This is a genomic window from Actinosynnema sp. NPDC037264 (assembly GCF_055603705.1).
In genome coordinates, this window is sequence record NZ_JBVJVK010000059.1 from 36,783 (window position 1) to 48,907 (window position 12,125).

10 protein-coding genes are annotated in these 12,125 nt (G+C 72.2%); 7 read left to right on the forward strand and 3 right to left on the reverse strand.

Features of this window, described 5'->3' with window-relative positions:
* Positions 1 to 87: 87 nt before the first annotated feature.
* The 4 genes from ACZ7GX_RS37550 (at position 88) to ACZ7GX_RS37565 (ending at position 4,244) form a co-directional block, all read left to right on the forward strand.
* Entirely contained in the window at positions 88 to 765 is a 678-nt protein-coding gene (locus ACZ7GX_RS37550) for a GNAT family N-acetyltransferase (RefSeq protein ID WP_498784103.1), read from the forward strand.
* Positions 766 to 886: 121 nt separating this feature from the next.
* Positions 887 to 1,555 carry a polysaccharide deacetylase family protein gene (locus ACZ7GX_RS37555; RefSeq protein ID WP_498784105.1) on the forward strand — a complete coding sequence of 223 codons (669 nt, stop codon included), beginning with the start codon at positions 887 to 889 and terminating at the stop codon, positions 1,553 to 1,555.
* A gap of 11 nt (positions 1,556 to 1,566) precedes the next feature.
* Positions 1,567 to 2,820, forward strand: coding sequence for an SGNH/GDSL hydrolase family protein (locus ACZ7GX_RS37560; RefSeq protein WP_498784107.1), 1,254 nt, complete (start codon positions 1,567 to 1,569; stop codon positions 2,818 to 2,820).
* 191 nt (positions 2,821 to 3,011) lie between these two features.
* Complete coding sequence (locus ACZ7GX_RS37565; RefSeq protein ID WP_498784108.1) at positions 3,012 to 4,244, forward strand: sialidase family protein; 1,233 nt, start codon at positions 3,012 to 3,014, stop codon at positions 4,242 to 4,244.
* Between the two features lie 228 nt (positions 4,245 to 4,472).
* Here the strand turns inward: ACZ7GX_RS37565 and ACZ7GX_RS37570 are convergent, their stop codons facing one another.
* Positions 4,473 to 5,870: an aminotransferase-like domain-containing protein gene (locus ACZ7GX_RS37570; RefSeq protein WP_498784109.1), complete on the reverse strand. Its 1,398-nt coding sequence runs from the start codon at positions 5,868 to 5,870 to the stop codon at positions 4,473 to 4,475.
* A gap of 63 nt (positions 5,871 to 5,933) precedes the next feature.
* Between ACZ7GX_RS37570 and ACZ7GX_RS37575 the strand changes: the two genes are divergently transcribed.
* Positions 5,934 to 7,091, forward strand: coding sequence for a trans-sulfuration enzyme family protein (locus ACZ7GX_RS37575; RefSeq protein ID WP_498784111.1), 1,158 nt, complete (start codon positions 5,934 to 5,936; stop codon positions 7,089 to 7,091).
* A gap of 33 nt (positions 7,092 to 7,124) precedes the next feature.
* On the opposite strand, the gene ACZ7GX_RS37580 is transcribed toward ACZ7GX_RS37575, so the two are convergent.
* On the reverse strand, positions 7,125 to 9,434 hold the full coding sequence (locus ACZ7GX_RS37580; RefSeq protein WP_498784113.1) for a M4 family metallopeptidase: 2,310 nt from the start codon (positions 9,432 to 9,434) through the stop codon (positions 7,125 to 7,127).
* A 338-nt stretch (positions 9,435 to 9,772) separates the two neighbouring features.
* On the opposite strand from ACZ7GX_RS37580, the gene ACZ7GX_RS37585 reads away from it, so the two are divergent.
* Positions 9,773 to 10,015, forward strand: a complete 243-nt coding sequence (locus ACZ7GX_RS37585) for a hypothetical protein (RefSeq protein WP_498784115.1) — start codon at positions 9,773 to 9,775, stop codon at positions 10,013 to 10,015.
* A gap of 1 nt (position 10,016) precedes the next feature.
* Positions 10,017 to 10,367, forward strand: coding sequence for a DUF1036 domain-containing protein (locus tag ACZ7GX_RS37590; RefSeq protein ID WP_498784117.1), 351 nt, complete (start codon positions 10,017 to 10,019; stop codon positions 10,365 to 10,367).
* A gap of 93 nt (positions 10,368 to 10,460) precedes the next feature.
* On the opposite strand, the gene ACZ7GX_RS37595 is transcribed toward ACZ7GX_RS37590, so the two are convergent.
* The gene (locus ACZ7GX_RS37595) at positions 10,461 to 11,927 is read right to left on the reverse strand and encodes a glycoside hydrolase family 62 protein (RefSeq protein ID WP_498784119.1); all 1,467 of its coding nucleotides are present in this window, start codon (positions 11,925 to 11,927) and stop codon (positions 10,461 to 10,463) included.
* Between the last annotated feature and the right edge of the window lie 198 nt (positions 11,928 to 12,125).

Here is a 12,125-nt window from a genome sequence, read left to right on the forward strand (position 1 = left end):
GATGTAAATCCGCCACCCGGCCGTCGTTCGACGCCCTCCGCCGAAATCGGGCGCGGTCGCCCGGACTATTGCCATAACGTGGCAACAATGACGACGAGTTCGACCGCCACGGGCACGAGCCTCACCGACCTGGTCCGCCGCTGGGAGAAGGGGTGGAGCGTGAGCCGCGGCTGGGCCGCGCCACGGGACACCGGCGACGCCCTGCACCTGCTCCAGCACCGCCCCGGCCGCCACCGGGAGATCATCGCCCTGCGCCCGGACGACGTCACCGGCCTGCGCGCCCTGGCCGACGAGGCCGTCGCCGCCGAGGAGGCGACCTGGCTGACCGTCCCCACCACGCGGCCCGACGAGGTCGAAGAGGTGCTGCGCCACGCCGGTCTGCACCTCAAGACCGCGCGCGAGTGGCTGATGACCCGTTCGCTGGCCGACCACCCGCGCCGCACGGTCCCGGCGCACTACCGGATCGCCACGTCGGAGGCGGAAGTCGTCGTGGCCGACGTCCGGCACGAGTCCGACGAGCAGGCCGCGAGCGGTCAGGTGGCCGTCACCGACCGGGACGCCGTCTTCGACCGGATCGAGACCGCCTCGGCCCACCGCCGCCGGGGCCTGGGCAGCGTGGTGATGGCCACCCTGGCCGAGGAGGCGGTCGCCCGCGGCGCGCACCACGGCATCCTGCTCGCCGGCGTGGCGGGGCAGGCGCTCTACGCGTCCCTGGGTTGGGACACGCGGGCCGCGGTGGTGATCGCCACCAACCAGCCCGGCTGAGCCGCCGGATTCCCGTTGCGGCGCAAGCCAGTTGAGACTCGAAACTTCCGCGAAACGTCTGGTAGGTGGGTTGATCCCGACCTGATAGTGACAGCGCTCGTCCGACGGAAGGGGTTTCGCGATGCGGTGGAGAACGGTGCTGTTGACCACTGGCCTGGTGCTCGGCCTGAGCTCGGCGCCGGCGAGCGCGGCCGAACCGGTGATCGTCGACTCCACCAAGCACGGTGGCCGCACGGTCGCGTTCACCTTCGACGACGGCCCCAACCCGGCCGACACGCCGCGCCTGCTGGAAGTGCTGCGCCGCCACCACGTCAAGGCCGTGTTCTGCCTCTGGGGCGACTACGTCGAGGCGAACCCGCAGCTGGTGCGCAAGATCGTCGCGGGCGGGCACATCCTCTGCAACCACAGCATGCACCACGACAACATGGGCGAGTGGACGCCCGAGCAGATCGAGGCCGACCTGAGGCAGACCAGCGCCGCGATCCACCGCGCCGCGCCGGGCGCGCCCATCCGCTACTTCCGCGCGCCCTACGGCAGCTGGGGGCAGAGCCCGCAGGTCGCGGCCAAGCTCGGCATGACCTCGCTCGGCTGGAAGCTCGCCATCGGCGACTGGGAGCCGCCGGGCGTGGACGAGCTGGTGCGCCGGGTGAAGGACGGCCTCACCGACGGCGCCGTCGTCCTGATGCACGACGGCCCGAACGAGCGCGGCCAGACCGTGGACGCGGTGGCCAGGCTGATCCCCGAACTGCGCGCCGACGGCTGGCGCTTCGACCGGCCCGCGCGCCGCTGAAGGGGTCGACCGTGAAGCGCACCACGACGGCGGCGTTGACCGCCCTGCTGCTCCTGCTGCCGACCGCGGCCGCCGCGTCACCGCGGCCGACCTGGGTCGGGGCGTGGGCGACCTCGCCCACCACCGTGCCCGCCTCCGACACGACGTCGTTCGAGGACCAGACGCTGCGCCAGGTCGTGCACCTGAGCGTCGGCGGCGGCACGGTCCGCGTGCGGCTGTCCAACGAGTTCGGCGCCGAACCGCTGGTGATCGGCGAGGCGCACGTCGCACGGCGGGCCGGCGGGGGTTCGGCGATCGAGCCCGGCAGCGACCGGCGGCTGACGTTCGGCGGGCGCCCGTCCGCGACCCTGCCGCCCGGCACGCCGCTGCTCAGCGACCCGGTGGCGCTGCCCGTCGCGGCCGACTCCGACCTCGTGGTCAGCATCCACCTGCCGCGGCGCACGGCGGGCAACACCGTGCACGCGTTCCCGTACCAGGACGGGTACGTCGCGGCGGGCAACGTCACCGGCCGCACGGAGATCACGCCGACCGCCGTGCTCGGCAAGTGGCACTTCCTCACCGGCGTCAGCGTCACGGGCGGCAAGCGCGGCTCGACCGTGGTGGCCTTCGGCGACTCGATCACCGACGGCGCGGAGACCACGCGTGGCGCGAACCGCCGTTGGCCCGACGTCCTCGCCCGCCGGTTCTCCGCCGAGCGAAGCCTGCGGCACCTCGGCGTGGTGAACGCGGGCATCAGCGGCAACCGGCTGCTGCACGACCCCAACCCGCCGGTCGGGCACCCGGCGGAGGGCTACGCGGCGTACTTCGGGCAGGCAGCGCTGCGCCGCTTCGACCGGGACGTGCTGGCCCAGCCCGGTGTCGGGCACGTCGTCGTGCTGCTCGGCGTCAACGACCTCGGCCACCCCGGCACGAGCGCGCCGCTGTCGGAGAAGGTGACCGCGCAGGACATCATCGGCGCGCACCGACAGCTCATCGCCCGTGCCCACGCGCAGGGCCTGCGCATCCACGGCGGCACCATCACGCCGTTCCGCGACGACACGTTCGGCTTCTTCAGCCCGGAGAACGAGGCCGCGCGGCAGACCGTCAACCACTGGATCCGCACCGGCGGCGAGTACGACGGCGTGATCGACTTCGACCGGGCCCTGCGCGACCCCGGGCAACCCGACCGCCTGCTGCCCGCCTACGACAGCGGCGACCACCTCCACCCGAACGACGCCGGCATGGCCGCGATGGCGGAGGCCGTGCCACTGCGCCTGTTCCGGTGATGCCGCGGGGCCGCCTACGACACCGGGCGGCCCCGCACCCCGCGTCCGACGCCGGCCGCTCGCCCACCCGTGGCGGGCGGCCGGCGTCGTCACGCGCCGTTCACGTCGTGGCCAACCTCGCGTGGTTACGATTTTTCGTAACCGTGGCTATGTTGGGTCGGAAGTTTCGTCCGAGCCGGGGGAGTGCCAGGGTGTCGCTGTTGCGGATCTGCGGTGTCGTCGTCGCCTTGCTGGTCGCCACCGCGGCGCCCGTGTCGGGCCACCAGGCCGCGGCCGCGCAGTCGCACTCCGAGAAGGTCATCTTCGACGGCGGTGGCGACGACGTGCTCAACGGGATCAGGTACCACTCGTTCCGCATCCCGTCGTTGATCCGCACGAACACCAACCGGCTCATCGCGTTCGTCGAGGGGCGTGCGGCGGGCAACGCCGACTTCGGCAACATCAACCTGGTCTACAAGGTGTCCGACGACAACGGCGCGACCTGGTCGAACCTGCGCGAGGTGGTGGGCGCCGGCCAGGGCACGTGGGGCAACCCGACCGCCGTGGTCGACCGCGGCAACAACAGGATCTGGCTGTTCCTCAACCACCAGCCCGAGGGACACTCGCCCGTCGACTCGTGGGACGACCGGCAGGTGTGGCTGACCTCCAGCACCGACAACGGCAACACCTGGGCGTCACCGACGAACATGTCCGCCACCCTCAAGCCCCGGACCCTGGCCGACGGCCGGAGCTGGAACTGGGACGCGGTCGGCCCCGGCGTCGGCATCCAGACCACCTACCGCGACGCCGGCCGCCTGGTGATCCCCGCGCAGCACCGCAACTTCTACAGCGACGACCACGGTGTGACGTGGAAGTCCGCGCCGCTGCGCACCACGGTGGGCGCGTCGATGGAGCAGACCGGCGAGTCCACCGTGCTGGAGCTGGCCAACGGCGAGCTGTACCGCAACGACCGGCCGACCTCCGCGACCGCGGAGATCCAGGAACGGCGCTGGGTCACCCGAGGGACGATCGAGAACGGCTTCCGGCCGTTCGCCGCGGCGAGCTGCCTGCTCGACCCGGTGAACGAGGGCTCGACCATGCGCTACAACGCCGACGCGCCCGCCCGGCTCGCGTTCGTGAACTCCGCCAGCACCGAGACCCGCACCAAGATGCGGATCCGGATGAGCGAGGACGAGGGCCGCACGTGGGCCTACAGCCGACCGTTCTCCGACGCGCCGCTGCCCGACGAGGGCGGCAGCTACCGCGAGGGCGGCTACTCCAGCATCGTCAAGACCGCCGACTACCACGTCGGCGCGTTGATCGAGGTCAACGAGAACACCTCGGCGAGCGCGTCCTCGCACCGCTCGATCGCGTTCCGGAAGGTGAACCTGCCCTGGATCCAGGGCGGTGTCCGGGACGAGGGCTGCGACGGCGGCATCTCCTGACGACGGGGAGCGCCCGACAGCGCTCGTCGCGCGGCGACGAGCACCCGGTCCACCACGCGTCGGCGAGGTCGGGGGGGGGCGCAACCGCCTCGACGCGGGGTCCTGACCGAACGGGCAATCCGCGAGAGGTCCCGGCCGGGGCGCCGGCCGTAGGCTCGAGCCGCACGTCCGACGAGGTCCGACGAGGCTTGGCCGGCGCCGCCGCGGCCACGGTGGCGCCGGCCGTTCCTACACCGACATGGACGGCACGAGCGGCCGGCGGGTCGACTCGGCGGCGAAGGCGCGCCACGCGGCGGCCAACGCGGCGACGGCGGCGCTGATCACCGGCGGTTCGGCGGTGAACGGCAGCCGCAGCCGGTCGGCGCTGCCGCCCGTCGGGTCCAGCGAACCCCCGGGCAGCACGGCGACCCCGTGCCGCAACGCCACCTGGGCGTACGAGGCGGCGTCCGCGTCGGGCAGCCGCACCCACAGCGTCTGGCCGCCCTCGGCGGGCGTGAACTCCCACTCCGGCAGCTCCTCGCGCACCCGCGCGCACAGGTGGTCGTGCTGCCGCCGCAACGCCGTGACGCGCTCCGACCGCACCGCCGCGAAGTCCGCCAGCAGCTCCACCGCCGCCCACTGGTCCAGCACCGCGCTGCCCAGGTCGTGCACCGCCTTGAACCGGGCCAGCCGGGCGACGAGCGCCGCGTCGGCCCGCACCCAGCCGACCCGCAACCCGCCCCACACCACCTTGCTCAGCGACCCCACCGTGATCGCGCCGGGAGTGGGCGGCGACGCCGGCGCGCCGCTCAGGTCCAGGTCGGCCAGCACCTCGTCGAACACCAGCGGCACGTCGCCGGCCGCCCTCGTGAGGCGCGCGCGTGCCAACGGGCTCAGGGACGAGCCGGTGGGATTGCGGAACGCGGGCATCGCGTACACCAACGCCGGTGTGAAACGCGCGAGCGCGCCCGCGAGGTCGTCGTCCGCGCGGACGACCGCGCCGACCTCCCGGAACAGGTCCAGCGCGCCGGGGTAGGTCGGCGCCTCCACCAGCACCTCGTCACCCGGCCGCACGAGAGCGCGCGTCAGCAGCGCCAACGCCTGCTGCGCCCCCGTCGTCACCAGGATCTGACCCGCGGTCGTCGGCACGCCGAGGTCGCGGTACCGGTCGGCCAGCGCCGCGCGCAGCGCCGGGAGCCCGGACGGGTGGTAGCCCAGGTCCTCGCCGGCCAACCGCTCCACCGCCCGCCGCTGGGCCCGCACCAGCCGGTCGGGCGGCGCCATCGGCCCGGCGCAGGCGAACTGGAGCACGCCGTCGGGCGGCTCCAGCAGGTTCACGAACATCGGGTTCGCGGTCTCCTCGCGGGCCGCCGCACGACCACCCGACGACACCCACGTGCCGCTGCCGCGCCGCCGGGTCAACCGGCCTTCCTCCCGCAGCAGGTCGTACGCCGCGATCACGGTCGTCCGCCCGACCGCGAGACCCGACGCCAGCGACCGGTCCGGCGGCAGCACGGTCCCCGGCGGCAGCAGGCCCTCGTCGACCAGCTCGCGCAGGCGCGCCGCCAGCAGCAGGTACAGCGAGCCCCGGCCGGCGGACCAGCGCCCGAGCCGGCCCGCCAGGTCGTCCACGGAGATTGGCTTCATGATGAGACCAATCTAGGCGAATTGGCTCTAAAGACATACCACTTCCTGAACCATGCTCGTCCCATGCATGCCGACACCCGCGTTGCCCGCACCTCGGTCCCCGCGTTGACCAGCACGCCCCTGTCCGTGCCGCTCTACCAGACCTCCAGCTTCGCGTTCGACGACCTCGACGCCCTCGCCGACGCGATGACCAGGCCGGACGGCGCGTTCGTCTACACGAGGTTCGGCAACCCGACCGTCCGGGCCCTGGAGGGCGCCGTGGCCTCGCTCGAAGGCGGCACGGCGGCGCTGGCCACCGCGTCGGGGATGGGCGCGATCAACGCGGTGCTGCTCGCGAACCTCCGGTCCGGCGACCACCTGATCGCCCAGCACGCGCTCTACGGCGGCACGCTCGCCCTGCTGCGCGACCTGGAGGAGCGCTGGGGCGTCGCGGTCACCTACGTCGGCGGCCACGACCCGGACGAGGTGCGCGCGGCGGTCCGGCCCGAGACCAAGGTGCTCTACCTGGAGACCATCGCCAACCCCACCGGTCACGTCAGCGACCTGCCCGCGCTCGCCGTCGCCGTGCCGGACGACGTCCTCGTGGTCGTGGACAACACGTTCGCCTCACCGCTGCTGTGCCGCCCGATCGAGCACGGCGCGGACGTGGTCGTCCACTCGACCACCAAGTACCTCGGCGGGCACAGCGACGTGACCGGCGGCGTGGCGGTGTTCGCCGACGACGCCCGCTACCGCTCGACCTGGCGGCACTCGGTCGAGCTGGGCGTGACCCCGGACCCGTTCGCGGCCTGGCTCACCATCCGCGGCCTGCGGACCCTGGCGCTGCGCGTCCGCAAGCACGAGGAGAACGCCGCCGTCCTGGCCCGCCGCCTGGCCGAGCACCCGGCGGTGCGCGTGGTGCACTGGCCCGGCCTCGACGCGCACCCCAGCCACGCCGTCGCGACCCGGTTCCTGGATGGCTTCGGCAGCTCGTTCTCGTTCGACGTGGCCGACGTGGAGGCGGGCCGGAAGTTCGTCACCGGCGTCGAGCTGGTCCGGCTCGCGCCGTCGCTCGGCGGCACGGAGACGTTGGTGCTGCACCCCGCGAGCACCTCGCACCGCCAGTTGGACGAGGACCGGCTGAAGGCGAGCGGCATCACCGGCGGCACGATCCGGCTGTCGGTGGGCATCGAGGACGCCGACGACCTGTGGCGGGACATCGCCCGGGCGCTGGACCGCTGACGGGGCGGCCGGGGCCACCCCGTCAGCGTGGGTTCAGCAGGCGCCCGTGTCCCGCCACACGGCCCACGAGCCGGGCGCCCCGGGCTCGGCGCCGGTGGAGTACCAGGTCGACGTCCACTTGTGCGCGTTGTGCGAGACCACGTCGTCCGGCACGTAGGCCCGGGTCGCGCTCCACGCCGGCAGTCCGGCGCAGCCGCCCGGCGTGCCCTCCTCGACGGTCAACGTGAACGTGACGGAGTGCGACACCGCCGGTCCCGCGCCGGTGACCGTCACCTGGTGAGTGCCCGCCGGGGTGCCCGGCGACGTGGCGATCGTCAGCCGGGACGACTCGCCGGACGCGACCGTGGCCGGGTCGAACGTCGCCGTGGCGCCGGCCGGCAGGCCCGACGCGGACAGCCCCACCTTCTGGGACTCGCCCGACGTGGTCGTGGTGCCGACCGTGGTGCTCACCGCGCCGCCGGGTTCGGCGCTGCCGCCGGTGGGATCGAGCGCGATGGCGAAGTCGTCCGCGGGCGGCTCGCCGCCGACCGTGAGGTGGTAGGTCACGGTGTGGCTGGTGGAACCCGCGGCCCGCACGGTGATCGGGTACGTGCCGGGCGCGACGTCCGCCGTCGTGGCCGCGGTGAGGGTCGAGGACTCGCCCGAGGTCACCGAGGACGGTGCGAAGTGCACCGTCACGCCGGCAGGCTGGCCGGTGGCGCTGAACGCCACGGTCTGCGGGTCGCCGGACGTGGTGGTCGTGCGGATGGTCGACTGCGTCTTCTCTCCCGGCTCCACGGTGCCCGACGCGGGGTCGAGCGCGAGCGTGAAGTCGTCGTCCGGCACGGTCGCGCACGTCGGCTCGCCGGGCTGGGCGGGCAGGTTGATCGCGTTCCAGGCCGCCTTGACGGCCTGGAACTGCCGGCAGGTCGGGTCGAGGTTCTTCGCCGCGGTGAGCGTCGCGACGCGGTAGCGGAAGTGCGTCATGCCGGAGGTCTTGAGCAGCATGGCGTTGTAGAACACCCGGCCCGCGGCCTGGATGCCGATGCCGGTCACGGTCGAGCCGTCGCACGTCGGACTGGCCGCGGAACCCTCGGCCAGCAGGTGGAACCAGTGGTTGAGCGGACCGGCCGCGGCGTGCACCTCGGTGCCGGGGATGGCGCTGGACCAGCAGTTCGGGTGACCGCCGACGGCCGACGGGTTCGCCATGTTCCGGATGGGACCGCGGCCGACCAGGTTCACCGACTCGCCGACCAGGTAGTCCGGCGTGTCGAACGGCGCGGGCTCCGCGGCGTAGGCCTCGGTCAGCGCGCCGAAGATGTCGCCGGTGGCCTCGCCGAGACCGGCCTCGCGGGCCGCGCCGCCGGGCGTGTGCTGGTCGATGGCGTGCCCGTGCTCGTGCGCGACCACGTCCATCGAGGCGATCCACTGGTTGGCGTTGTTGCGGCCGATCTCGATGTGCTGCCCGGTCCAGTACGCGTTGACCGCGTTGAGGCCGACCTTGACCGTGACCCCGCGGCCGTTGCCGTCGATCCCGTTGCGGCCCAACCAGGTCCGCATCATCTCCCACTGCTTCTGGGTCGACCACAGCACGTCGACGCAGCCGGTCTCCTTGCTGGTCGCGTTGCCGTTGCCGAAGGAGTCGCTTGCCTTGCTGAACGGCGCGTTGGTCGCGTAGTCCACGCAGCGCACGCCGGGTCGCGTGTCGTCCACCGTGCTGTTGTTGCTCGTGTCGATGGACAACGGGTTGGGGCCGTTCCACTGGCTCGTGCCGGTGCCCGCCCTGGCGTCGTCCTGACTGCCCGCGACAGCGCCGGTGCGGGCGTCGACGTAGACGTGCAGGCGGCTCGGCACGCCGTCCTTGCGGCCGGAGACGACGGTCTCGTAGACAAGCGTGCCGTGCCCTCCGGCGAGCACCGACAGCGTGGTGCTCCCGATATCGTCCACCGTGGACAGTTGAGCTCCGGCGACCTCCGCCGCTCGTGCGGGGGTGATGGTCGGTGTGGTGTCGACCGCGAGGCCGCCCAGGGGAGCGGCGACGGTCTCCAGCACGTGGCCCGCCGCGTCGGTGGCCACCACGGCGTCGCCGCCGATGACCGGCAACCCGTCGTAGGTGCGGTCGTAGGAGACGTAGAACAGGTCCTTCCGGCCGGGTACGCCGCCCTGGTAGACCGCCCGCCGCCGGAACTGCTCGTGCGGCCCCTTGGCCAGCGCGTCGAGCCCGGACGCGGCGGCCTGGTCGGCCGATCGCACCGCGAGCGTCAGCGGGCTCGGCGGTGCCGCCGGCGTCGCTCGTGCGGTGGCCGCCTCGACGGACAGGGCTGTCAGGCACACGGCGAGGTATGCGCCGATTCTGCGTTTCACGCCAACTCCTCAGGCAATGCAGGGAGATCCCGAGTGGCGGCCTCGATGGACAACACAGTGTCTAGCGCCTCGGTGGCATTTCCTTCGAGGCTTGACCGTTGCCAGGGGAATTCGGCTGATCCGCTTGCGTCATAACGTTTCCGCCATCCCTTTTTCGCTATGCCGCCGTCCGCGCGGTCGAACGACCGTTGGCGAGCACCGGGATTAACTCCATCGAGTGACATCGTGCGGCTTCACCCGCACGGGTCCCGGCGGGATACTGAGCGTCCTGAACCGCCCAAGTGCGCCATTCCGCGCGGTGCGGGGCGCGAGCGCGGGCGTCGTTTGCGGAGGTATCCATGGCATTCGAACGACTTTCCCGGGAGTGGACGCCGGAAGAAGTGGCGACGGAGGCGAAGGACTCCGTCGAGGACCTCCCCGAGGCCCGGACGACCCACCGCAGACCCTTGGTCTCCGGTCGCGCGGCGGGCGGGGCCGAGCACCGACCCGGCGACGAGGACTACCAGGAGGACCGCCTCAGCCCGGAGCGCCCCGCGCGGCCGGATCCGCCGTCGCGGCCCGATTCGCCGGAGGCGGTGTGACATGGGCCTGTACTTCAAGAACCGGAGCAACGAGCGGCTCTGGGTGGCGTACGCCTACCACGCCCCCGGGTGCGAGGGCGGCGTCGACTGGGCGAAGAAGGGGTGGTACCAGGTCGATCCCGGCGGCACCGTCAAGGTCTACACCGGCTGGGTCGGCGGGGAGAAGTTCTTCTGGTTCGCCGAGGCCGACGACCTCAGTCCGCGGTGGTCCAGTCAGCAGTTCTTCACCCACCTGCCCTGGAACTCGTTCGACTGGTGCTGGACCACGGCCAGCACCGACGGGCGGACGCTGGGCATGCGCAAGCTGGAGATCTCCTGGGAGTTCATGGACTACACGATCGGACTCGGCTGACAGTCCTCGTCCGCCGCTCGTCGTCACGGCCGGCGCGGTCACGCCGACCGGGCGCGGAACGCCGGGTCGACGTCCCGCGCCCCCCGCTCGGGATCAGCAGGTGGAGTTGGTCTGGGTCAGCAGGCCGAGCCGCCAGGGCAGCCGGTTGTAGTCACCGCCGGCGTTGGGATCCATGCCCTGGTACAGGTAGCGCAGGTCGCACGGGCTGATCTCCATGATCTGGTCGGAGCCGGAGCGCAGCATCTCGCCGTGGCTGATGTCACGGGTCCAGGCGCCGTTCGGGAAGGTGACGTTGTTGGCGCGGGCGAACGGGTTGGCCTCGGTGTCGGCCAGCGACGTCCACGGCCCGGTGATGGCGGGCGCGGTCCAGGAGCGGAAGTAGCGCCTGCCGTCCGAGCCGATCGCCTCGTGCACCAACAGGTACTGGTTCCTGCCCGCGACCTTGTAGACGTTGGCCGCCTCGAACAGCCGGTTCCGGTCCGAGTCCTGCAGGGCGATCACGGTGTTGGTGAACCCGTTGGGGTAGTTGGCGACCGTGGTCTCCGACCGGTACAGGTGGCCGTTGTCGTCGGAGGAGAACAGGTAGCACTTGGCGGTGTCGCAGATGACCCAGAAGTCGACCCAGTAGCCGTTGCCGATGTTGTCCCGGATGATCTGCGGCATCCCGTTGGCGTAGAACTTCTTGGGCGCGCTCCAAGACTGCGGGTCGGCGATGTCGGTCGTGGTGGAGTACGACGCGTTGTCGCCGGTCTGGTAGACGAGGTACCACAGCTTCTGCGGCGCGAAGAAGAACACGTGCGGCGCCGCCTTGTACCCGGTGCCGATCGCGGTCCGGTCCAGGTAGGTGTGCGGCGCCGAGGACGCCTGCGACCAGTCGGTGAAGCTGGTGTACATCAGGTTGTAGCCGGTGGTGTAGGTCGAGGCGAACACGTGCCACTTGCCGTCGTGGTAGACCACGCTCGGGTCCTTGACCGCCACGTTGGCGTGCGTCGCGTCCGGCTTCGGGCTGATCAGGATCCCGCTGGAGGACCAGCGGAAGCTCGACGGCAGGCTGCCGGTGGGAGCCGTGGTCGTCGTGGTGGGACCGGTGGTCGTGGTGCCGGTGGTCGTGCTCGTGGGCGTGGTCGTCGTGGGGCCGACGTTCCCGGTGCAGGCGGTGCCGTTCAAGGAGAACGCGGTCGGCGCGGGGTTGCTGCCGGTCCACGAGCCGTTGAACCCGAACGCGACGCTCGCGCCGGTGGCGATGCCGCCGTTGTAGCTCACGTTCCTGGCGCTGACCTGGGCGCCGCTCTGCGACACGGTGGCGTTCCACGCCTGCGTGACGGTCTGGCCGGCCGGGTAGGACCAGGTCAGCGTCCACCCGGAGACGGGGTCTCCGAGGTTGGTGACGGAGACGTTCGCGCCGAACCCGCCGGACCACTGCGAGGTCACCGAGTACTCGACCGAGCAGCCCGCCGCCTCGGCGGCTTGCGCGGACAGCGCGACGGTCGTTCCGGTCAGGGCCAAGCCGGCGATGGCGAGGGCGGACAGGTGGGTGCGAAGTCGTGCGGGATGCCGCATCCCGGACTCCTCTCCAGTGAGTGAGGGGCTGCGCGTCGTGTTAGCGCTAACAATCGAAGCCACGCCGAACCGCCGGCCCTCGGATCGCGGGGCACGGGCTCAGGCGGGGGATGCTCCTATGGATGTCAAGCTGCGGTTTCAAGATCGGTTGGGGTAGGCGTAGCGGGGCAGAGGACCGAGTAGACCTCGCGGGCGATG